The following is a 21618-nucleotide window of genomic DNA, read 5'->3' as shown; positions in this document are numbered from 1 at the left end:
GCATGAAGGTGCGCCGGGAGGTGCTCGGTGACGTCCACGTCGACCGGGCGTCGGCGCCGGACGAGTTCACCGCCGACTTCCAGCAGTTCATCACCACCTACGCCTGGGGTGAGGTGTGGACGCGGCCGGGGCTCGACCGGCGGATGCGCAGCGCGATCACGCTCACCGCGCTCATCGCCAGGGGCCACTGGGACGAGTTCGCGATGCACGTGAAAGCAGCGCGGCGCAACGGACTGTCCACAGAGGAGATCAAGGAAGTCCTGCTGCAGAGCGCGATCTACTGCGGGGTCCCGTCGGCCAACCACGCGTTCGCTGTCGCGCGGCGTGCCCTTCAGGAGGAGATGTGAGCGTGACGCGCACCCAGGTCGGCATCGTCGGCGCTGGGCCCGCCGGGCTGATGTTGTCGCACCTGCTGTCGCTGCACGGGATCGACAGCGTCGTCGTCGACAACAGGTCCCGCGTGGAGATCGAGAACACCGTCCGCGCCGGCATCCTGGAGGCCGACAGCGCGCGGCTGCTCGTCGACTCCGGCGTGTCCGACCGGGTGCTGCGCGAAGGGCACCCGCACGAGGGCATCGACCTGCGGTTCAACGGGGAGAGCCACCGCGTCGACTTCCGGGCGCTGGTGGGCGAGTCGGTGTGGCTGTACCCGCAGACCGACGTGTTCGTCGACCTCGCGAACGCCCGCGAACGCGACGGCGGCGACGTGCGGTTCGGGGTGCGCGACACGGCCGTCGACGTCGACGAGCCGGCGATCTGCTTCACCGACGGCGACGGCGTCCGCCAGGAGGTGCGGTGCGACCTGCTCGTCGGCGCCGACGGGTCGCGGTCGACCTGTCGCGCCCAGGTGCCGCAGGCCGAACGCACGCACTACTTCCGTGAGTACCCCTTCGCCTGGTTCGGCATCATCACCGAGGCACCCAAGAGCGCGCCCGAGCTCGTCTACGCGCACTCGCCGCGCGGGTTCGCGTTGATCAGCCAGCGCACCGAGACCCACCAGCGCATGTACTTCCAGTGCGACCCCGAGACCGACGCGGCGGCGTGGTCGGACGAGCGAATCTGGGAGGAGCTGCAGACCCGCGTCGCCGGGCCGGACGGCTTCACCCTCAAGGAGGGGCCGATCACCGAACGGACCGTGCTGAAGTTCCGGTCGTTCGTCGCGGAACCCATGCGCCACGGCAGGCTGCTGCTCGCCGGCGACGCCGCGCACACCGTTCCGCCGACCGGTGCCAAGGGCCTCAACCTGGCGCTCGCCGACGTGAAGGTGCTCGCCGAGGTGATCGAACGCGCACTGCTCAAGGCCGACGACGACGCGCTCGACGAGTACGGGCCCCGCGCGCTGGGCCGGGTGTGGAAGGCACAGCACTTCTCCTACTGGATGACGTCGATGCTGCACACGCTGCCCGGCGCGGCCGAGTTCGACGTGCGCCGCCAGCTCGGGGAGCTGCAGTCGATCGTCGACTCCGAGGCGGGACGGCGGCTGCTGGCCGAGGGCTACACCGGCTCCTGGCCGGCTTGAGCGGGACTGGAGCCGCGAGGCGCACACTGCCGCGGTGGACATCGCCGCACTGCGCCTCGCCAACCAGCGGATCGGCACGTACGCCACGGCCGAGGCCGCCGTCCGCGCGCTCGGTGCCGTCCAGGCCCAGGACTACGGCCAGTCGCTGTGGGCACTGGGCCTGCGCACCGAACCGGGGGTGAGCGCCGACGTCGAGGAGGAGCTGCGCGCCGGGAAGATCGTCCGCACCTGGCTGATGCGCGGCACGATCCACTACGTGCTGGCCGAGGACGTCGGCTGGATGCTCGACCTGTTCGGCGCGCGCGACCTCGCCAAGCTGACCCCCAAGGCGTGGCAGTACCACCGGATGACGCCCGAGCTGATGGCGTTGGCGCGCAAGACGTTCGTGAACGCGCTCAGCGGCGGCGGGTGCCTGACCCGGCGCGAGATGATCGAGCTGATGGCGGGCGTGGGCATACCCGACGACCGGCAGCAGAGCTACTTCACGTTCATCCACCTCGCCCAGGAGGGCTTGGTCGTGCCCGGCCCGCCACGCGGCAAGGACCAGACGTTCGTGCTGCTGGAGGAGTGGGCGCCGCACCAGCGGTCGCTCGCCGGCGACGAGGCGCTCGCCGTGCTGGCGCAGCGGTTCTTCACCAGCCACGGCCCGGCGACCGTCGCCGACTTCGCGAACTGGGCAGGCATCGGGCTCAAGCAGGCCGCACGCGGGCTGGAGCCGGTGCGCGGCGAGCTGGTGCGGGAGACCTTCGACGGCAAGGAGTACTGGCTGCCGCCGGACCTCGAACCGGCCACCGGCACCTACCTGCTGCCCGCCTACGACGAGCTGGTCATCGGCTACCGGGACCGCGCCGCGTACTTCACCCGCTACGACGAGATCCCGATCTCCACCTACAACGGCATGTTCTACGCGACGATCATCGAGGACGGCCAGATCGCCGGGCTGTGGAAGCGGGTGCTGAAGAAGACCTCCGTGGACGTGGAGCTGCGGCCGCTGCCCGGCTTCGACGTGGACGCGCTGGCCGAGCACACCCGGCGGTTCGGCGAGTTCCTCGGGCTGCCGGTGCGGACGGTCGTGCGCGACGCACCGGAGGCCGGGTCGTCGAAGGTCAGCTGGCGGTCCCGCAAGTGACGTGACCGGCTGAGGCCGGTGTACGCAAACTGACGTAGACGGGATCAGAGCACGAACGGATGATGCGGTCGCCGCGGGCGGCGAGAGTGGGTGCCGACACCACGACCGAGGGAGCGCACCGCGATGATCACCACCCGCAAGCTCAGCGGCCGTGCCCGCAAAGCCGTGCTGCTCGTGCACGCCCTGGCGGCAGCGGCCTGGCTCGGCATCGACCTGGCACTGGGCATCCTGATCGTGATCGCCCTGTCCACAACGGACACGACCACGGCGGGCATCGCCATCCAGGCAGTGGACATGTTCGCGATCTGGCCGATGCTGGGCGCCAGCGTCGTGTGCATGGTCTCGGGCGCCGTCCTCGGCCTGGGCGGCAAGTACGGGCTCGTGCGCTACTGGTGGGTGGCCGTCAAGCTCGTGCTGAACGTCGGCATGAGCCTGCTGATCGCCTTCGCCCTGCGACCGGGAGTGCAGGAGGCGGCCCGCATCGGCACCCGCGTGCTGGCCGGTGACCCGGCCGCGGTGCTCCCGTCCGGCCTGCTGCCCCCGGTGGTGGTGGCACCGACGTTGCTGCTGGTCGCGTACGTGCTGTCGGTGTTCAAGCCGTGGGGACGAATCCGGCGGACGGCGCCCTCGGCGAAGGGCGAGCGCCGGGACCTCGTCGGAGCGGCCTGACACCGGCTACCGCAGCCACTCCAGCACCAGTGCCGTCCGCTCCGACACCCTCGCCAACGGGGCCAGCTCCGGATCGTGCAGCCCACGGTCAAAGTTCGCGCGGTAGAGCCGCAACGAGTTCGCCCGCGACGCCGGATCAGCGTACATCTCACCCTCGTTGCTGCCCAGGCGCCTGCAAGTACCTCCAACTCGACATCGACAAGCACTTTGCTACCACCAACAGCACCGCTGGCCGTCTGCAGATCCAGGTCCGGTTCGACGGCGACGACCATGTTGGTGGTAGTTGGCGGCGATCCGATCAAGGGTTGGCGGTACTTGCAGACGCCTTCGGCAGCAAGGAGGGCAAGGCTGCCGATCAGGTGCTCAGAGCTGCTGGGTCAGGTTCACGGGGTTTCCGTCCGGATCGAACACGTGCGCCACCCGCTGCCCCCACGGCATGTCGTTCGACGGCCCCCGCACCCGCCCGCCGGCGGCCTCGACCACGGGCAGCAGCGCGTCGACGTCCTCGACGCCCACGCTCAGCACGATGCGCGGGGCCGCGGTCAGGTCGGCGTCCTCCGCCACCAGTCCGAGCTCGGCGTCCCCGAGCCGCAGCGTCGTGAAGAACACCGCACCGGTCGCCGGGTACCTGGCCACCTCGGTCGCACCGAAGACCTGCTCGTAGAACGCCTGCATCGGCCCCGGGTTCGGCGTCACGATGATGGGCTGGATCGTCATGGGAGCTCCTTTCGTCCACTCACCTACGGGACGGCGCGCCGGAACTCATCGGTGCATCGAACAACGGCAGGAAGTCCTCGACGTTGAGATACGTGCACGCACCCGTGACCAGCCCGTCGCGCACGTCGAGGAACACCAGCCCGAACGGCCGGTCCAGACCTGGCCGCAGCTGCCAGTACGCCGGCGACCCGTTCGCCGCGACCGGCACCAGCCACGCCCCCTCGCACGGCGAACCAGGCGCGTGCAGCACCGCCGCCATGGCGTCCCGTCCGCGGATCCACCAGCTGAACGGCGGCATCGACATCGTGGCGTCCTCGTGCAACAACGCCACCAACGCGCGCATGTCGTGCCGTTCGAACGCATCGCAGTACCGGCGGAGCAGCTCCTTCTGCGTCGCGTCCGCCGGGTCCACCGCCTCACCGGGATCGGTGGTGCGCACCGTCGCCCGCGCCCGTTGCAGCGCGCTGTTGACCGCAGCGACCGAGATGTCCAGCAGCTCGGCCACCTCCGCTGCCTGCCACGCCAGCACGTCGCGCAGGATCAGCACCGCGCGCTGCCGTGCGGGCAGGTGCTGCAACGCCGCCACGAACGCCAGCCGCACCGTCTCCTTGCGGATCGCCTGGTCCTCCGGCAACACCCTGTGGTCCGGCACCGGCTGCACGAACACCCGCTCGTGCAACGGCGCCCCGAGCTCCCCGCCGGCCGGTCCCAGGTCCACGGCCAACGCACGCCGTTGCGGAGAACGCTGCATGTCGATGCAGATGTTGGTCGCGATCCGGTACAGCCACGTGCGCAACGACGCGCGCGAGGCGTCGAAGCTGTCGTAGGCCTTCCACGCGCGCACGAGCGTCTCCTGCGCGGCGTCCTCGGCCTCGAAACCGGAGCCGAGCATGCGGTAGCAGTAGCCGGTCAGCTCGACCCGGAACGGCTCCAGCGCCTCGATCACGCGCACGACCCTACGCGGACCGATGAGTTCTCGTCGTCCCTTCCGTACGACGTGCATGGACATCAAGGACGTGGTGGCCGCCGAACGGCGCGACCAGGCAGAACTGCTCGAATCCCTCACGCAGCAGCAGTGGGACTCCGCAAGCCTGTGCGCAGGCTGGCGCGTGAAGGAGGTCATCGCCCACACGACGCTCCCGTACCGCAGCTCACCGGGCCGCATCCTCAAGGAGGTGCTGAAAGCCGGCGGCAGCTTCAACCGCGCCTCCGACCGCATGGCCAGGCAGGACGCCGCGCAACTGTCCCCGCGGCAGCTCCTCGACACCCTGAAGGCCAACGTCCACCACCCCTGGACCCCACCAGGCGGCGGGCCCGTCGGCGCGCTCTCGCACGACGTCATCCACGGCCTGGACGTCACGGTCGCGCTCGGACTCGACCGGAAGGTGCCGCTCGACCGGCTGCGGCTCGTGCTCGACGGGGTGAAGCCCGGTCACGTCCGGTACTTCAAGTCCGACGTGAAGGGCAGGGAGCTGGTCGCCACCGACCTGGACTGGACGTTCGGCGCGGGGACGCCCGTCCGCGACGAGGCGCAGAACCTGCTGCTCCTCGTCTGCGGGCGCAGGCTGCCCTGACGGTCAGGCGGGCGGGGTGAGGACCTCCGCGCGCACCCGTGCCGTCGCCGCCGTCGTGGACGCGAGGAAGTCGGCCACCACCCGCCGGTCCTCGGGGGTCATGGCGCCCCACGTCGCCGCGAACTCGCGGGCGAGCGGCTGGAAGAACGTCGAGGCCAGTGCCTCCGCCGCCGCGTGCACGCGCAGTTCCACGCGGCGGCGGTCGCCGGGGCTGCGGTCGCGGCTCACGTGGCCGGCGCGTTCCAGGCGGTCCAGCACCGACGTCGTGGCGGAGGCGCTGAGGTTCAGGGCGCGGGCGAGTGTGCCCGGTGTCATGGGGGAGTGGGCGGTCATGAGCAGGTTCAGCGCTGTCATGTCGGTGGAGTGCAGCTCGTGGGCCGCGCTGAAGATCTCCAGGAACCGGTTCGACTCCATCACCAGCGCCCGCACCAGCATGCTGAGTTCGTAGTCGCTTGCGTCGCTCACCCCGCCAGCATACTGTTTCGGTCATCGAAACTTTCGACGATCGAAGGACATAGGCTCATGAGGGTGCTCGCCGGGTTGCTTCTCGTCGTGTGGCTGGCGGTGGGAGGGTTCACCGGGCCGTACGCGGGCAAACTGTCCGAGGTCGCCGAGAACGACAGCAGCGCGTTCCTGCCGAACTCGGCGGAGTCCACACAGGTCGCGGAGCTGCAGAAGAAGTTCCAGCAGACCAACGCCATCCCCGCGATCGTGGTGGCCGAACGCCAGGGCGGGCTCACCGCGGAGGACACGCGGTTCCTCGCCGATCGGGGCAAGGGGTTCCAGGCCTCGCCGGTCATCCCGTCCCAGAAGGACGGGGACGCGGCGCAGATCGTCGTCCTGCTCGACCCGGCCAAGGACGTCAAGGACGGTGTCGCGGAGCTGCGGGACGGCTCGCGCAGCGCGCCGCAGGGGCTGACGGTGCTGGTCACCGGGCCGGCCGCGCAGGTCGCCGACCTGGTCGAGGCGTTCGGCGGGATCGACGGGTTGCTGCTGCTGGTCGCCGGCGCGGTGGTCGCGCTCATCCTGCTCGTCGTCTACCGCAGCCCGCTGCTGCCGCTCGTGGTGCTCGTCTCCGCCGTGTTCGCGCTCGGGCTGGCCAGCTTCGTCGTCTACCTGCTCGCGAAGTACGACGTGCTCGCGTTGAACGGCCAGAGCCAGGGCATCCTCTCCATCCTGGTCTTCGGCGCCGCCACGGACTACGCACTGCTGCTGGTGTCCCGCTTCCGCGAGGAGCTGCGGGACGAGGAGAACAGGTTCACCGCCATCCGCTCCGCCTGGCGCGGCACGGTCGAACCCATCGCCGCTTCCGCGGGCACGGTCATCCTCGGCGTGCTGTGCCTGCTGTTCAGCGACCTCGACTCCAACAAGGGCCTCGGCCCGGTCGCCGCGATCGGCATCGGTGCCGCGCTGCTCACGGCCATGACGTTCCTGCCGGCGGTGCTCGCCCTGCTGGGACGGGCCGCGTTCTGGCCGTTCGCGCCGAAGCTGGGCTCCCCGCACCCGGAGACCAGCGGGCTGTGGGGGCGCGTGGCCGCCCTGGTGCGCCGCAAGCCGCGGGCCATCTGGATCGTCACCGCGCTGGTGCTGCTGGCGGGAGCGGCGTTCCTGCCGCAGCTCAAGGCCTCCGGCACGGCGCAGTCCGACGTGTTCCTCACCGAGGTCGAGTCCGTGGCCGGCCAGGAGGTGCTGTCACGGCACTTCCCCGGCGGCACCGGCTCGCCGACCGTCATCATCGCCAACGAGGGCAAGACCGCCGACGTCGTCGCGAAGGCCGCTGTGGACGGTGTGGCGAACGTCCGGCCCAGCGGGACCGCCGACGGCCTGGTGCGGATCGAGGCCACGCTCGCCGACGCGCCGGACTCCGACGCGGCGGTCGCCACGGTCGAACGCATCCGTGCGGCGGTGCACGGCGTCGAGGGCGCGGACGCGAAGGTCGGCGGGCAGACGGCGACGTTGCTCGACACCAGGACGACCTCAGAACGCGACCGGCTGCTGATCATCCCGATCGTGCTCGTCGTGATCTTCCTGGTGCTGGCGCTGCTGCTGCGGTCGGTGCTGGCGCCGTTGCTGCTGATCGGGACGGTCGTGCTGTCGTTCGCGGCCACCATGGGCGTGTCGGCGCTGGTGTTCAACCACCTGTTCGACTTCCCCGGCGCGGACCCGGTGGTGCCGCTGTTCGGGTTCGTGTTCCTGGTGGCGCTGGGCATCGACTACAACATCTTCCTCATGACCCGCGTCCGCGAGGAGACGCAGCAGCTCGGCACGGTCGAGGGCACCATCAGGGGCCTCAGCCTGACCGGTGGCGTGATCACGTCTGCGGGGGTGGTGCTGGCGGCCACGTTCGCGGCGCTCGCGGTGCTGCCGATCCTGTTCCTCACCCAGATCGCGTTCATCGTGGCGTTCGGCGTCCTGCTCGACACGCTGCTGGTGCGGTCGCTGCTGGTGCCCGCGCTGTCGGTGGACATCGGCGGCCGGATCTGGTGGCCCTCGAAGCTGAGGTAGGTGAGGATCACCCGCATGACCCCGACGCCACGACAGCTCAACCGCGCGACGCTCGACCGCCAGCTGCTGCTGCGGCGGGAACCGGTGGACGTGCCCAGCGCGGTCGAGCGGGTCGTGGCGATCCAGGCCCAGGAACCGGCCTCGCCCTACCTGGCCCTGTGGAACCGCGTCGCCGGCTTCGACCCGGCCGACCTGGACGCCGCGTTCGTCGGCGGCGCGGTCCGCAAGGCCACGCTGATGCGGATCACCCTGCACGCGGTCACCGCCGCCGACCACGAGGTGTTCCACCACGCGATGCTGCCCGCACTGCGCGCGTCACGGTTGTACGACAAGCGGTTCAAGGCCATGGACATCACCGTGGACCAGGCCGACGCACTGCTGGAGCACGTGCTCGCTTTCGCCTCGGTGCCGCGGGCGAAGGCGGAGATCGAGGAGTTGCTGCACTCGCACGCCGGTGACGTCGGCCAGCCCGGTGTCTGGTGGGCGCTGCGCACCTACGGCGGGCTCGTGCACGCACCGACCGGCGGGCCGTGGTCGTTCGGGCCGCGCCCGTCCTACCTGGCCGCGCGCACCGGGCGCAGGGAGCAGCTGGAGTGCGTGGCCGAGCTCGTCCGCCGCTACCTCACCGGCTTCGGGCCCGCCACCGTCGCCGACGTCAACCAGTTCACGATGCTGCCGCGCGGCACGATCCGCGCCGCCCTGGAGCTGCTGGAGCTGGAACGGCACGGCGAGCACCTCGACGTGCCGAACCGGACGGTCCCGGACGAGGACACGCCCGCTCCCGCGCGGCTGATGGCGATGTGGGACAGCACTTTGCTCGCCTACGCCGACCGCAGCCGGATCATCCCGCCCCAGTACCGCAAGGTCGTCATCGGCAACAACGGCGACACGCTGCCCACCCTGCTCGTGGACGGGTACGTGGCGGGCGTGTGGCGCCCACTGGCCGACGGATCTATTGAGATGACCGCCTTCCACGCCCTGAAAGAGGACGACTGGGCGGCGCTGGCCGTGGAAGCGTCGGCGGTGCGCGAGTTCCTCGGTGACCGCGAACCCCAGGTCTACAAGCGCTACGGCAGGTGGTGGAGCGGCCTTCCGGCCCACGACGTTCGCACTGTGTGAAACGGCAACCTCTACAAAGGACTTCCATTGGGTCAGAACACCCGCATGCAGAACGCCTGGACGGCGTACCGCAGCGGTCGCTGACCCTGCTGACACCGGGCCGCGTCCACCCTGGGCGCGGCCCGGTTCCGTTCAACGTCGGCCGCGCCGTGACGCCTCCCGCGCGAGAACCTCACGCACCGTGACCCCTAAGGGCCCTGACGGGTGAGACCCACGTCTCCCCGGCCTCAAGAACGCGTAAAGGTCGGCCCCCACCCCGTAAGGACGCTGTCAGGCCTCCCCTGAACAGGTGTTTCCTCGTGCACGCTCCCGCTCGTCATGGAAAAACCTGTCGTTGAAGGGAGCGGCGTCATGGCCGACCTGGCCTACGCGTTGCTGCTGATCGGGAGTTTCGTCGTGCTGGGACTGACGGTGCGCGGACTGGAGAAGCTGTGAGCACGGGACTCGTCGCGAACGCCGTCGCCGGCGTCCTCGCGCTCGCTCTGATCGTCTACCTGTTCGTCGCGCTCGTGAGGCCGGAGAAGTTCTGATGTCACCTCTCGTGGCCGGCCTGGCCCAGGTCGGCATCCTGTTCGCGGCACTGGCGGTCGTGTACCGGCCACTCGGCGACCACATGGCCCGCGTCTTCCAGCGCGAAGGCCATTCCAGGGCCGAGGCGGCGATCTACCGCTTCGCGCGGATCGACCCGGACGCCGAGCAGAGGTGGAGCACCTACGCCTACGGCGTGCTGGGCTTCTCGTTCGTCGGCATCGTGTTCCTCTACGTGCTCCAGCGCGTGCAGTCCCTGCTGCCGTTCGACTTCGGCCGAGGCAACGTCGGACCGGGCATGGCGTTCAACACCGCCATCAGCTTCGTGGCCAACACGAACTGGCAGTCGTACGTGCCGGAAGCGGTCATGGGCCACACGGTCCAGATGATCGGCCTGACCGTGCAGAACTTCGTGTCCGCCGCGGTCGGCCTCGCGGTCGCCGTCGCGCTGGTCCGCGGGTTCGTCCGCAGCCGGACCGACCGGCTCGGCAACTTCTGGGTCGACCTCGTGCGCGGCACGCTCCGCATCCTGTTGCCGATCGCGTTCCTGTTCGCCGTCGTGCTGATCGCCTTCGGTGTCACGATGAGCTTCAAGTCCGGAGTGGACGTTGACGGTCAGCTGGTCGCCAACGCGCCCGTTGCCGGTCAGGAGGCCATCAAGGAGCTCGGCACCAACGGCGGCGGCATCCTCAACGCCAACTCCGCGCACCCGTTCGAGAACCCGAACGAGTGGTCGAACCTGATCGAGGTCTTCCTCATCCTGGTGGTCCCGGTCGCGCTGACCCGCACGTTCGGCGTGCTGGTGGGGGAGAAGAAGCAGGGGTACGTGCTGCTGGGCGTCATGGGCGGCATCTGGACCGCGATGCTCGCGGTCATCTGGGGTGCCGAGGCGAACGGCGTCCGGCCGTTGGAGGGCAAGGAGCTGCGGTTCGGCATCCCCGGCAGCGCGATCTTCGCCGACGCCACCACCGGCACCTCGACCGGTGCGGTGAACTCGTTGCACGACAGCTACACCGGGCTCGGCGGCGGCGGGGCGCTGCTGAACATGCTGTTCGGCGAGATGACGCCGGGCGGTGTCGGCACCGGTCTCTACAGCATCCTCGTCATGGCGGTCATCGCGATGTTCCTCGCGGGCCTGATGGTCGGCCGCACGCCCGAGTACCTCGGCAAGAAGCTGGGGCGCAGGGAGGTCACGGCCGCGGCGGTCTCGATCCTCGCGATGCCCACGGTGCTGCTCGTCGGCGCCGGCATCGCCGCGGTCCTGCCCAGCACGCGGGCAGCGCTCAACAACCCCGGCTCGCACGGGTTGTCAGAGATCCTCTACGCCTACGCGTCGGCCTCCAACAACAACGGCAGCGCGTTCGGCGGCATCACGGTCACCAGCGACTGGTTCCAGTCGTCGCTGGGCCTGTGCATGCTCTTCGGCCGGCTCGTCCCGATCGTCGCGGTGCTGGCGCTGGCCGGATCGCTGGCGGCGCAGAAGAAGGTGCCGGTCACCGCGGGCACGCTGCCCACCACCGGGCCGCTGTTCGCGACCCTGCTGGCCGGCTCGATCGTCCTGGTCGCCGCGCTCACGTTCGTTCCCGCTCTCGCTCTCGGTCCCGTCGCGGAGGCACTGCTGTGACCACGAAACCCGGTCTCGCCGCGGCCCTGCCAGAGGCGTTGAAGAAGCTCCACCCGCGGCACCAGTTGCGCAGTCCCGTCATGTTCGTCGTGTGGGTGGGTTCGGTGCTGGTCACCGTGTTCGCGGTGACCGAGCCGAGCGTGTTCACCACCGCCGTCGCCGCGTGGCTGTGGTTCACCGTGCTGTTCGCGAACCTCGCGGAAGCCGTCGCGGAAGGCCGCGGCAAGGCGCAGGCGGACTCGCTCAGGAAGACGAAGGAAGACGCCGTCGCGAGGCTCGTCAGCGGCGGCGTCGTGCCCGGCACCGAACTGGAGGTCGGCGACCTGGTCGTCGTCGAGGCCGGTGAGGTCATCCCCGGCGACGGTGACGTGGTCGAGGGCATCGCGACCGTGGACGAGTCGGCGATCACCGGCGAGTCCGCACCCGTCATCCGCGAGTCCGGCGGCGACCGGTGCGCGGTCACCGGTGGCACGACGGTGCTGTCGGACCGGATCGTCGTGCGGATCACGACCAGGCCGGGCGAGTCCTTCGTGGACCGGATGATCGCACTCGTCGAAGGCGCGGAACGGCAGAAGACGCCGAACGAGGTCGCGCTGACGATCCTGCTGTCGACGCTGACGATCATCTTCCTGCTGGCCGTCGTCGCGCTGCAGCCGTTCGCGATCCACTCCGGCGGCGAGCAGTCGGTGGTCGTGCTGACCGCGTTGCTGGTCTGCCTGATCCCGACGACGATCGGCGCACTGCTGTCCGCGATCGGCATCGCCGGCATGGACCGGCTGGTGCAGCGCAACGTCCTGGCCACGTCGGGCAAGGCCGTGGAGGCCGCCGGTGACATCGACACGTTGCTGCTCGACAAGACCGGCACGATCACGTGGGGCAACCGGCGCGCGACCGAGTTCATCCCGGTCGGCCCGACGTCCGAGGAGGAACTGGTCGCGGCCGCACGGCTGGCGAGCCTCGCCGACGACACCCCGGAGGGCCGCAGCATCCTCCAGCTCGCCGGCGGTGCACCGGCGAGCGACCACGAGAAGACCGGCGAGTTCGTCGCGTTCACGGCGCAGACCAGGATGTCCGGCATCGACCTGGGCGACCGCAGCATCCGCAAGGGCGCCGCGTCCGCGTTCGAGCTGACCGACACCGCACGCGAGATCGTGGACGAGATCAGTGCCCAGGGCGGAACCCCGCTCGTCGTGGCCGAGAACGGCCGGGTGCTGGGGATCGTCCGCCTGTCCGACGTCGTGAAGCCCGGCATGAAGGAGCGCTTCGCCGAGCTGCGGGCGATGGGCATCCGCACGGTCATGGTCACCGGCGACAACCCGTTGACGGCCAAGGCCATCGCCGAACAGGCGGGCGTGGACGACTTCCTCGCCGAGGCCAAGCCCGAGGACAAGATGGCCCTGATCCGCCAGGAGCAGGAGGGCGGCCGGCTGGTCGCGATGACCGGTGACGGCACCAACGACGCACCGGCGCTGGCCCAGGCCGACGTCGGCGTCGCGATGAACACCGGCACGTCGGCCGCGAAGGAGGCCGGCAACATGGTCGACCTCGACTCGGACCCGACCAAGCTGATCGAGATCGTGGAGATCGGCAAGCAGCTGCTGATCACGCGGGGGGCGCTGACGACGTTCTCCGTCGCCAACGACCTGGCGAAGTACTTCGCGATCCTGCCCGCGATGTTCGCGGCGATCTACCCGGCGCTGGGGCAGCTCAACGTCATGCGCCTCGCGACACCGCAGTCGGCCATCCTGTCCGCGGTGATCTTCAACGCGGTGGTCATCGTGGCGCTGATCCCGCTGGCCCTGCGGGGCGTCCGCTACCGGCCGTCCAGCGCCTCCGCGCTGCTGCGGCGCAACCTGCTGGTCTACGGCCTCGGCGGCATCGTGACGCCGTTCGCCGGGATCTGGCTGATCGACCTGCTCGTGCGACTCATCCCCGGGATCGGCTGACGATGACGAACTTCCTGAAGCAGTCGTGGGCGGGTCTGCGGATCCTGCTCGCGCTGACCGTGCTCCTCGGCGTGCTGTACCCGCTGGCGGTCTGGGGCGTCTCGCGCGTCCCCGGCCTGCACGCCAACGCCGAGGCCACCGGCACCACCCTGGTCGCCGTCGCACGCGAGGGCGACCGGTACTTCCAGCCGCGGCCCTCCGCGGCGACGCTGCCCGCCTCGGGCGGCTCGAACAAGGGCGAGCTGAACGAGGACTACACGAAGGTGGTCGATGAACGCCGCACGGCCGTGGCGCAGCGCGAAGGCGTGTCCGAGGACCGGGTGCCGCAGGACGCGGTGACCGCGTCGGCGTCCGGCCTCGACCCGCACATCAGCCCGGAGTACGCGGCGCTGCAGGTGCCTCGGGTGGCACGCGCGTCCGGGCTGTCCGAGGAGAGGGTGCGGGAGCTGGTGGCGGCCGGGACCTCCGGCACCTTCACCACCGCGGTCAACGTGACGGCGCTCAACCGTGCCATCGACGCCGCCACCCGGTGACCGCCGCCGGGGTCAGCTGAGGATCCACCTCGGCGCCGCTCCCGGTGTCGGCAAGACCTTCGCCGTGCTCGGCGAGGCCCACCGGCGCCGGGGGCGGGGCACCGAGGTGGTCGTGGGACTCGTGGAGACCCACGGCCGGGAGAAGACCGCCGCCCTGCTCGACGGGCTGGAGGTGGTGCCGCGCACGCGGGTGCGGCACCGCGGCCTCGACGTCGAGGAGATGGACGTCGACGCGGTCCTCGCACGCAGGCCCGAGGTCGCCGTCGTCGACGAGCTCGCCCACACCAACGCGCCCGGCTCCCGCAACGAGAAGCGCTGGCAGGACGTCGAGGAGCTGCTCGACGCGGGCATCGACGTGCTGTCCACGGTGAACGTGCAGCACCTGGAGTCGGTGAACGACGTCGTCGAACGCATCACCGGTGTGCGGCAACGGGAGACGGTACCCGACGAGGTGGTCCGCCGCGCGGAGCAGGTCGAGCTCGTCGACCTCACCCCGGAGGCGCTGCGCCGCCGGCTCGCCCACGGCAACGTCTACCCAGCGCACCGCATCGACGCCGCACTGGGCAACTACTTCCGGATCGGCAACCTCACGGCGTTGCGGGAGCTGGCCCTGCTGTGGGTGGCCGACCAGGTCGACGTGGCGTTGCAGCGCTACCGCAGCGAGAAGGACATCACCGACACCTGGGAGACCCGCGAACGCGTGGTCGCCGCAATCACCGGCGGACCGGAGAGCGAGACGCTGATCCGGCGCGCTCGCCGGATCGCGGTGCGGGCCGGTGCGGAGCTGCTGGTCGTCCACGTCCTGCGCGGCGACGGGCTGACCGGCGTGACGCACGGGCACATCGCCCGCTCCCGCAAGACCGCCGAGGACGTCGGCGCGACGTTCCACTCGGTGGTGGGCGACGACGTTCCGACGGCGTTGCTGGAGTTCGCCCGCGGTGTGAACGCCACCCAGCTGGTGCTGGGGACCTCACGGCGCTCACGGGTCGCGCGGGCGTTCGACGAGGGCATCGGTGCCGCTGTCGTGCAGGAGTCCGGCGCGATCGACGTGCACATGGTCACCCACGACGAGGCCCGGCGCGGGCTGCGCTGGCAGGTCGGCACCGACCCGTTGCCGGTGCGGCGCAGGCTCACCGGCTGGGGCCTTGCCCTGGTGCTGCCCGCCGGCGTCACCGCGCTGGGCCTGCTGTGGCGCGACGAGCTGGACTTCTCCACCGACCTGGTGGCGTTCCTGCTCGTCGCCTGCGTCGTCGCCATCGCGGGCGGGCTGGGACCGGCGCTGTTCTGCGCGGTGCTCGGCGCCGGGCTGCTCAACTTCTTCTTCACCGAGCCCTGCCACAGCCTGGCCGTGCAGACGCCGGAGAACGTGATCACGCTGGCCGCCATGGTGATCGTCGCGACCGTCGTGGCGCTGACCGTCGACCGGGCGGCGCGGCTGGGGGAGCAGGGCGCGCGGGCGCGGACCGAGGCGGCGTTGCTGGCCTCGTACTCGCGGACCGTGCTGACCGCGCCGTTCCCGCTGGCGCGGCTGCTGGAGAAGATCCGGGAGAACTTCGGCCTGGACTCGGTGGCGCTGGTGGAGCGCAGAAACGGGGAGTGGTGCTGCGTCGACCGCGCCGGGCGGGACTCCGGTCCCGTGACCGACGTGACGGTCACCGGTGACGTGCGGTTGCGGCTGAGCGGACGGGTGCTGCCCGCGAGCGACCAGCGGGTGCTGGAGGCGGCGGCCGGGCAGACGTTCGTGGCGCTGCGGCACCAGCGGATGGCCGCTGACGCCCTGGAAGCACGGCGGAAAGCCGAGACGTCCGAGCTGCGCACGGCACTGCTGTCGGCGGTCGGCCACGACCTCCGCACGCCGTTGACGTCGATCAAGGCGGCGACCGCGAGCCTGCGGGACACCTCGCCGGCACTGTCCGAACAGGACACCGCCGACCTGGTGGAGACCGTGGCGGAGTCCGCCGACCGGTTGACCGGCCTGGTGGACGACCTGCTCGACTCGTCGCACCTCGCGACCGGCTCGGTCGAACCGGTGCTGCGGCCGGTCGGCTGCGACGAGGTCGTGGCACGGGCGCTCGCCGGCCTCGGCGGCGAGGTGTCGGTCGCGGTGGCGGAGGACCTGCCGCCCGTGCTGGCCGACCCGGGGCTGCTGGAACGCGTGGTGGTCAACGTCGTCGACAACGCGCTGCGGCACGGCAGCCCGTCGCCGGTGGCGGTCCGCGGCAGCCGCCACGGCTCCTCCGTCGAGCTGCGGGTCGTCGACCACGGTCCGGGACTGCCGAAGAACGCCGGGCACACGGTGTTCGCGTCGTTCCAGCGCCTCGGCGGCCGTGTCGCCACACCGGGCGCCGGCCTCGGCCTGAGCGTCGCCAAGGGCTTCACCGCCGCCATGGGCGGGGAGATCAGCGCGGAGGACACCCCGGGCGGAGGGCTCACGATCGTGATCTCCCTGCCCGTCCACGAGGAGGCGCCATGACGTCCGTTCTGGTGGTCGACGACGAACCGCAGATCGTGCGCGCGTTGAGGATCAACCTCAGCGCCCGCGGCTACGACGTGATGACCGCGTACGACGGCAAGTCCGCACTCGGCGTGGCCGTGGAGGGCAAACCCGACGTGGTCGTGCTGGACCTGGGCCTGCCCGACCTCGACGGCGTGGAGGTGATCGCGGGCCTGCGCGGCTGGTCCTCGGTCCCGATCATCGTCCTGTCCGCCCGTACCGACTCCGCCGCCAAGGTCGAGGCCCTCGACGCCGGCGCCGACGACTACGTGACCAAGCCGTTCGGCATGGACGAGCTCCTCGCCCGCCTGCGTGCGGCCGTCCGCCGCGGCCTCACCCGCGACGTCGCCGACCCGGTGGTCGAGACGTCGTCGTTCGTCGTGGACCTGGCCGCGAAGAAGGTCCGCCGCGACGGCCACGAGGTGCACCTGACGCCCACCGAGTGGGGCCTGGTCGAGGTTCTGGCCCGCAACCCCGGCCGGCTCGTGTCGCAGAAGCAGTTGCTGCGGGAGGTGTGGGGACCGAAGCACCTCACCGAGTCGCAGTACCTGCGCGTCTACTTCGCCCAGTTGCGCCGCAAGCTCGAAGCCGACCCCGCCCACCCCCGGCACCTGGTCACCGAACCCGGGATGGGCTACCGCTTCGAGCTCTGACGCGGTTGCGGGAGAATCGGCGGATGGTCACAGATCCGACGATGGCCCGCATCGCCGAAGGCGTGGAGCTGCACCACCGCCGCGGTCAACGGGAGGCCGCCCGCGAGCTGTTCGCCCGGATCTGGGACGACATCGGCGGCACCGGGGGCGACCCGCTGCACGTGTGCGTCCTCGCCCACTCGATGGCCGACGTCCAGGACGACGTGCACGAGGAGCTGGTCTGGGACCTGCGGGCGCTGGCCGCCGCCGACTCGCTCTCCGACGAGCGCACAGCGGAGGCCGGGGTGGCGCTGCCGGTGGCCGGGCTGTACCCGTCGCTGCACCTGAACCTGGCCGACTGCCACCGCAGGCTGGGCGACCTCGACCGCGCCCGCGACCACCTCCGGCAGGCGCGGGACACGATCGGCGTGCTCGGCGACGACGACTACGGGCGGCTCATCCGGGGCGGTCTGGACCGGCTGGAGCAGCGGCTGGCCGGTGGATGACGGCCAGCACTACCGCAGCAGGCGGCGCAGCACCTCTTCGAGGTCCGCGGGTTTCGGCGTCCCCGGCGACACCAGCGCCTGGTACAGCAACCCGGTGAACATCGCGGTGAGCGCCCGCGCGGTCGTCGGGTCCACTGTGGACTCGAAGACCTCGGTCAGCAGCCGGTCCCACGACGTGCTGGCCGCACGGAGCGCCGGCCGCCGCAGGGCACCGCCGTACAGCTCGTAGGCCAGCACGCTGGTCTGCCGGTGCTCGCTCGCCAGCAGGACGACGAAGCGCGCGAGCTCGGCGCTCAGGTCGGCGTCGTCGGGCAGCGCGAGCGCCCACTCGCGCAGGCGTGCGACGTTGCGGTCGGCCACGGTGCGGACCGCGGCGTCGAGCAGCTCGTCGAGGCTCAGGAAGTGGTAGGTCGTGGAACCCAGCGGCACGTCGGCGCGGGCCGCGACGGCCCGGTGGGTCAGTGCCGGCAGGCCGCGCTCGGAGATCAGCTCGACCGCGGCCTCGATGATCCGCTCGCGGCGGTGGGGGTCGTGCCGCCGTGCCATCCTCGCTCCTACCGGTTCGCCGAGCCCGTGCGCAAGGGGCATTCTCGCGGAGGACCACGATACGGAACGGTCCTGACCGGCGATGTGTACGTCAGTACATTCACGGCGTGCCCAAGACCCGGACGTCGCAGTGGTTGCCGGTGCGGCTGATCGCCATCGCCGCGCTGTTCCTGGTGTGGCAGCTCGTCGCGCTGGCCCAGCTCTGGCCGGCGGCCGTGCTGCCGAGTCCCGTGCAGGTGTGGGACCAGCTGCTGTCCACTTCGGACTTCACGAACGGGCAGGGCGGCTACGCCGGTTCGACGCTGGCCGAACGGCTCGGCGTCAGCCTGCGCCGCGTCGGCTACGGGTGCTTCTACGGCGTGCTGCTCGGGCTCGTGCTCGGCCTGGCGATGGGGCTGGTCCCGGTCGTCCGAGCGCTGACCGAGCCCGCCGTGGCGTTCCTGCGCGCACTCCCGCCGCTCGCGTACCTGAGCCTGCTGGTGATCTGGTTCGGCATCGACGAGGAACCCAAGGTCTACCTGCTGATGATCGCCGCGTTCCCGCCGGTGGCCGTGGCCGCCGCGGCCGCGGTGAGCGGGGTCAACCGGCAGTACGTCGAGGCCGCGCAGGCGTTGGGCGCCAGCGCGTTCGACGTGGTCCGCGCGGTGGTCCTGCCCGCGTCGGGGCCGGAGATCCTCACCGGTGTCCGGATCGCCGTCGGCATCGCCTACAGCTCCGTGGTGGCGGCGGAGACCGTGAACGGCGCGGACGGCATCGGCGGGATGGTGCTCAACGCCCAGCGCTTCAACCAGACCGCGGTGGTCGTCCTCGGTCTCTTCGTCATCGGCATCACCGGCCTGGTCATCGACTCGCTGATCGTGGCCGCCCAACGCGCGTTGTCCCCGTGGCGCGGACGCGCCTGAGACCGAGGAGTCCCGATGTCGATCTCGCGCAGGAGCGTGCTCGCCCTGCTCGCCGCCGCCCCGGTGCTGGCCTCGTGCGGTGTGGGCGGCTCGTCGCCCTCCGGCGGCAAGGGCGTGCGGGTGGCGTTCCAGAACTTCGCCGACAGCACGCTGCTGGTGAAGGACCGGCAGGCGCTGGAGAAGGCCTTGCCGGACCACCGGATCACCTGGACCGCGTTCGACTCCGGTGCGAGCATCAACACCGCGTTCCTGGGCGGTGCGATCGACCTCGCGGTGATCGGCAGCAGCCCCGCGGCCGCCGGTCTGTGCCCGCCGCTCAGCATCCCGTACCAGGTGATCGAGCTGCTGAACGTGATCGGCGACAGCGAAGCGCTCGTGGTGCGCAAGGCCACCGGCATAACGAAGATCTCCGAGCTGGCCGGCCGCAAGATCGCCGCACCGTTCAGCTCCACCGCCCACTACAGCCTGCTCGCCGCGCTGGAGCTGGCCGGGGTGGACGCGGGAACGGTCACGCTGGTCGACCTCGAACCGCAGAACATCCAGGCCGCGTGGCAGCGCGGTGACATCGACGGCGCCTACGTCTGGACGCCGGTGCTGGGCGTGCTGCAACAGGACGGCGTGACGCTCACCGACAGCGCGAAGCTCGCGGCCGCCGGCAAGCCGACGCTCACGTTCACCGTGGCGCGCAAGGAGTTCCTCGACGCCAACCCCGACGTCGTCGACAAGTGGCTGGCCGCGACGAACGACGCGCTCAAGCAGGTCAAGACCGACCCGGCGGTGGTGGCGGCCGCGGTCAGCCGGCAGATCGGCATCGGGGAGGCCGACGCACTGGCCCAGCTCGAGCAGAACCTCTACCTCGACCACGACGAGCAACGCGGACCCGACTACTTCGGCACCGCGCAGGCGCCGGGACAGCTGGCGAACCGCCTGCGCGACACGGCGGAGTTCCTGCGCGGGCAGAAGAAGGTCGAGCAGGTGCCGGACCTGGCGGCGTTCCAGGCCGCGCTGCGCGTGCCGGGAGGCGGACGTGCGTGACATCTGCGAACTGCGCGGGGTCGAGCACGCCTACCCGACCAAGGCCGGTCCCGTGCCGGCGCTCGGCCCGCTGGACCTGACGGTGGAACCAGGGGAGTTCCTGGTCGTCGTGGGCCCGTCCGGGTCGGGCAAGAGCACGTTGCTGCGCCTGCTGGCGGGCTTCGAACGCCCGTCCGCGGGGGACGTGGCACTGCTCGGCCACCCGCCGGTGCCCGGCAGGGACGTCGGGGTGGTGTTCCAGCAGCCCCGGCTGTTCCCGTGGAGCACGGTCTCCGGCAACATCACCACGGCGCTGAAGTGGGCGAAGGTCCCGAAGCCCGACCGCAGGGCGAGGGCGGCGGAACTGCTGTCGCAGGTCGGGCTCGACGGCCTCGGCCCGCGCCGGACCTGGGAGATCTCCGGCGGCCAGCAGCAGCGCGTCGCCATCGCCCGCGCACTGGCCGCACGACCGCTGCTGCTGCTGATGGACGAGCCGTTCGCCGCGCTCGACGCCCTGACGAGGGAACGGCTGCAGGAGGACGTGCGCGCGCTCGCCGGTGACGGCAGGTCGGTCGTGTTCGTGACGCACAGCGTGGACGAGGCCGTGTTCCTCGGCAGCCGCGTCCTCGTCCTCACCGACCGGCCTGGCCGGATCGCCCTGAGCCTGCCCGTCGACCTGCCCCGCCACGGCGTGCCGGCCGACGACCTGCGCGGCTCACCCCGTTTCGCGGCACTGCGCGGTGAGGTGTCCGCCGCGGTGCGGGCGACCCTGTCCTCCCGGTCCGACCAGCTCGTGGAGAAGTCATGACGCTCTCGTTCGAACCGCTGACGATCGCCATCGGCGCGCAGGTGACCGGCGTGGACCTCGCGGACGAGCTCACCGCCGGGCAGGTGGCCGCGATCCGCCGGGCCCTGCTGGACCGCAAGGTCCTGGTGTTCCGCGGTCAGCGGCTGACCCCGTCCGCGCACCGCGCGTTCGCGGCGTCGCTGGGCGAGCTGACCCCGGCCCACCCCGTGGTCCCCGGCCTCGACGACGAGCACCCCGAGATCTACGTGCTCGACAGCGGTGACGGCGGCAAGGCCCCGGAGTGGCACACCGACGTCACGTTCACCCGCACCCCGCCGCTGGGCTCCGTCCTGCGCGCCGTGGACCTGCCGCCCACCGGTGGCGACACCTGCTGGACGGACCTGGAAGCCGCTTACCTCCGGCTGTCACCACCGGTGCGCGAGCTGGCCGACCGGCTCGAAGCGGTCCACGACGGCCGCAAGGACTTCGAGGAGCTCCTGCACGTCCGGCAGTCCGGCGAGGGCAACGTGTGGGAGGGCGAGCGGGTCCGTTCGCTCGACCCCGTCACCCACCCGGTCGTGCGCGTGCACCCGGAGACCGGCCGCCGCAGCCTCTTCGTGAACCCCGGCTTCACCACGCACCTCAAGGACGTGTCGGAGGCGGAGAGCCGGGCCCTGCTCGACCTGTTCTTCGCCGTGATCGGCCGCCAGGAGTACAGCGTCCGGCACCGCTGGGCGCCCGGCGACGTCGTGGTGTGGGACAACCGCAGCACCGCCCACCTCGCCGTGGACGACTACGGCGACCAGCACCGCGTCATGCACCGCATCACCCTCCGCGGCGACCGGCCCGCCGGGGTGAACGCGCACGCATGAGC

At 71.1% G+C, this 21618-nt stretch carries 23 protein-coding genes; 18 read left to right on the top strand and 5 right to left on the bottom strand.

Annotated elements, in window-relative coordinates:
- Positions 1-2: 2 nt before the first annotated feature.
- The 4 genes from ACZ7CF_RS00455 (at position 3) to ACZ7CF_RS00440 (ending at position 3317) form a co-directional block, all read left to right on the top strand.
- Positions 3-347, top strand: coding sequence for a carboxymuconolactone decarboxylase family protein (locus ACZ7CF_RS00455; protein ID WP_470368880.1), 345 nt, complete (start codon positions 3-5; stop codon positions 345-347).
- On the top strand, positions 344-1519 hold the full coding sequence (locus tag ACZ7CF_RS00450; RefSeq protein WP_470368438.1) for a 4-hydroxybenzoate 3-monooxygenase: 1176 nt from the start codon (positions 344-346) through the stop codon (positions 1517-1519). The genes ACZ7CF_RS00455 and ACZ7CF_RS00450 overlap by 4 nt, the downstream gene beginning before the upstream one ends.
- Before the next feature lie 34 nt (positions 1520-1553).
- Positions 1554-2648: a winged helix DNA-binding domain-containing protein gene (locus ACZ7CF_RS00445; protein WP_360387937.1), complete on the top strand. Its 1095-nt coding sequence runs from the start codon at positions 1554-1556 to the stop codon at positions 2646-2648.
- 123 nt (positions 2649-2771) lie between these two features.
- On the top strand, positions 2772-3317 hold the full coding sequence (locus ACZ7CF_RS00440; protein WP_470368437.1) for a hypothetical protein: 546 nt from the start codon (positions 2772-2774) through the stop codon (positions 3315-3317).
- 6 nt (positions 3318-3323) lie between these two features.
- On the opposite strand, the gene ACZ7CF_RS00435 is transcribed toward ACZ7CF_RS00440, so the two are convergent.
- From ACZ7CF_RS00435 to ACZ7CF_RS00425, 3 genes are all read right to left on the bottom strand, one after another.
- Complete coding sequence (locus tag ACZ7CF_RS00435; RefSeq protein ID WP_360387941.1) at positions 3324-3464, bottom strand: hypothetical protein; 141 nt, start codon at positions 3462-3464, stop codon at positions 3324-3326.
- Positions 3465-3680: 216 nt separating this feature from the next.
- The gene (locus ACZ7CF_RS00430) at positions 3681-4034 is read right to left on the bottom strand and encodes a VOC family protein (protein ID WP_458433121.1); all 354 of its coding nucleotides are present in this window, start codon (positions 4032-4034) and stop codon (positions 3681-3683) included.
- A gap of 19 nt (positions 4035-4053) precedes the next feature.
- Positions 4054-4980: an RNA polymerase subunit sigma-70 gene (locus ACZ7CF_RS00425; RefSeq protein ID WP_470368436.1), complete on the bottom strand. Its 927-nt coding sequence runs from the start codon at positions 4978-4980 to the stop codon at positions 4054-4056.
- A gap of 55 nt (positions 4981-5035) precedes the next feature.
- On the opposite strand from ACZ7CF_RS00425, the gene ACZ7CF_RS00420 reads away from it, so the two are divergent.
- Positions 5036-5608 carry a maleylpyruvate isomerase family mycothiol-dependent enzyme gene (locus tag ACZ7CF_RS00420; RefSeq protein WP_360387948.1) on the top strand — a complete coding sequence of 191 codons (573 nt, stop codon included), beginning with the start codon at positions 5036-5038 and terminating at the stop codon, positions 5606-5608.
- A 3-nt stretch (positions 5609-5611) separates the two neighbouring features.
- Here the strand turns inward: ACZ7CF_RS00420 and ACZ7CF_RS00415 are convergent, their stop codons facing one another.
- Complete coding sequence (locus ACZ7CF_RS00415) at positions 5612-6073, bottom strand: MarR family winged helix-turn-helix transcriptional regulator (protein ID WP_360387951.1); 462 nt, start codon at positions 6071-6073, stop codon at positions 5612-5614.
- 57 nt (positions 6074-6130) lie between these two features.
- On the opposite strand from ACZ7CF_RS00415, the gene ACZ7CF_RS00410 reads away from it, so the two are divergent.
- From ACZ7CF_RS00410 to ACZ7CF_RS00370, 9 genes are all read left to right on the top strand, one after another.
- The gene (locus ACZ7CF_RS00410; RefSeq protein WP_360387954.1) at positions 6131-8113 is read left to right on the top strand and encodes an MMPL family transporter; all 1983 of its coding nucleotides are present in this window, start codon (positions 6131-6133) and stop codon (positions 8111-8113) included.
- Positions 8114-9232, top strand: coding sequence for a winged helix DNA-binding domain-containing protein (locus ACZ7CF_RS00405; protein ID WP_470368435.1), 1119 nt, complete (start codon positions 8114-8116; stop codon positions 9230-9232).
- Positions 9233-9663: 431 nt separating this feature from the next.
- Positions 9664-9762, top strand: coding sequence for a K(+)-transporting ATPase subunit F (kdpF, locus tag ACZ7CF_RS00400; RefSeq protein WP_065920105.1), 99 nt, complete (start codon positions 9664-9666; stop codon positions 9760-9762).
- The gene (kdpA, locus tag ACZ7CF_RS00395; protein WP_470368434.1) at positions 9762-11384 is read left to right on the top strand and encodes a potassium-transporting ATPase subunit KdpA; all 1623 of its coding nucleotides are present in this window, start codon (positions 9762-9764) and stop codon (positions 11382-11384) included. The genes kdpF and kdpA overlap by 1 nt, the downstream gene beginning before the upstream one ends.
- Positions 11381-13330 carry a potassium-transporting ATPase subunit KdpB gene (gene kdpB / locus ACZ7CF_RS00390; RefSeq protein ID WP_470368433.1) on the top strand — a complete coding sequence of 650 codons (1950 nt, stop codon included), beginning with the start codon at positions 11381-11383 and terminating at the stop codon, positions 13328-13330. Before kdpA ends, kdpB begins: the two co-directional genes overlap by 4 nt.
- Positions 13331-13332: 2 nt before the next feature.
- Positions 13333-13863 carry a potassium-transporting ATPase subunit C gene (locus ACZ7CF_RS00385; protein ID WP_470368432.1) on the top strand — a complete coding sequence of 177 codons (531 nt, stop codon included), beginning with the start codon at positions 13333-13335 and terminating at the stop codon, positions 13861-13863.
- Positions 13838-16336 carry a DUF4118 domain-containing protein gene (locus ACZ7CF_RS00380; protein ID WP_470368431.1) on the top strand — a complete coding sequence of 833 codons (2499 nt, stop codon included), beginning with the start codon at positions 13838-13840 and terminating at the stop codon, positions 16334-16336. Before ACZ7CF_RS00385 ends, ACZ7CF_RS00380 begins: the two co-directional genes overlap by 26 nt.
- Positions 16333-17010 (top strand): response regulator, encoded by a 678-nt coding sequence (locus ACZ7CF_RS00375; RefSeq protein WP_360387972.1) that lies wholly within the window; start codon positions 16333-16335, stop codon positions 17008-17010. Before ACZ7CF_RS00380 ends, ACZ7CF_RS00375 begins: the two co-directional genes overlap by 4 nt.
- A gap of 23 nt (positions 17011-17033) precedes the next feature.
- Positions 17034-17495 (top strand): hypothetical protein, encoded by a 462-nt coding sequence (locus ACZ7CF_RS00370; protein WP_360387974.1) that lies wholly within the window; start codon positions 17034-17036, stop codon positions 17493-17495.
- Between the two features lie 9 nt (positions 17496-17504).
- Here ACZ7CF_RS00370 and ACZ7CF_RS00365 read toward each other — a convergent pair whose 3' ends face one another.
- Positions 17505-18041: a TetR/AcrR family transcriptional regulator gene (locus tag ACZ7CF_RS00365; RefSeq protein ID WP_470368430.1), complete on the bottom strand. Its 537-nt coding sequence runs from the start codon at positions 18039-18041 to the stop codon at positions 17505-17507.
- A gap of 107 nt (positions 18042-18148) precedes the next feature.
- Between ACZ7CF_RS00365 and ACZ7CF_RS00360 the strand changes: the two genes are divergently transcribed.
- Genes ACZ7CF_RS00360 through ACZ7CF_RS00345 form a run of 4 tightly spaced genes read left to right on the top strand, consistent with a single transcriptional unit; the run spans position 18149 to position 21616 of the window.
- The gene (locus ACZ7CF_RS00360; protein ID WP_458433111.1) at positions 18149-18943 is read left to right on the top strand and encodes an ABC transporter permease; all 795 of its coding nucleotides are present in this window, start codon (positions 18149-18151) and stop codon (positions 18941-18943) included.
- A 15-nt stretch (positions 18944-18958) separates the two neighbouring features.
- Positions 18959-19978: a taurine ABC transporter substrate-binding protein gene (locus tag ACZ7CF_RS00355; protein ID WP_470368429.1), complete on the top strand. Its 1020-nt coding sequence runs from the start codon at positions 18959-18961 to the stop codon at positions 19976-19978.
- Positions 19971-20765, top strand: a complete 795-nt coding sequence (locus tag ACZ7CF_RS00350) for an ABC transporter ATP-binding protein (RefSeq protein ID WP_470368428.1) — start codon at positions 19971-19973, stop codon at positions 20763-20765. Before ACZ7CF_RS00355 ends, ACZ7CF_RS00350 begins: the two co-directional genes overlap by 8 nt.
- The gene (locus tag ACZ7CF_RS00345) at positions 20762-21616 is read left to right on the top strand and encodes a TauD/TfdA dioxygenase family protein (protein WP_360387988.1); all 855 of its coding nucleotides are present in this window, start codon (positions 20762-20764) and stop codon (positions 21614-21616) included. Before ACZ7CF_RS00350 ends, ACZ7CF_RS00345 begins: the two co-directional genes overlap by 4 nt.
- The last annotated feature ends 2 nt before the right edge of the window (positions 21617-21618 follow it).

The organism is Lentzea sp. NPDC036955, assembly GCF_055608005.1.
The sequence above is the reverse complement of the archived record's forward strand: the minus strand, read 5'-3'. Positions and strand labels throughout refer to the sequence as shown.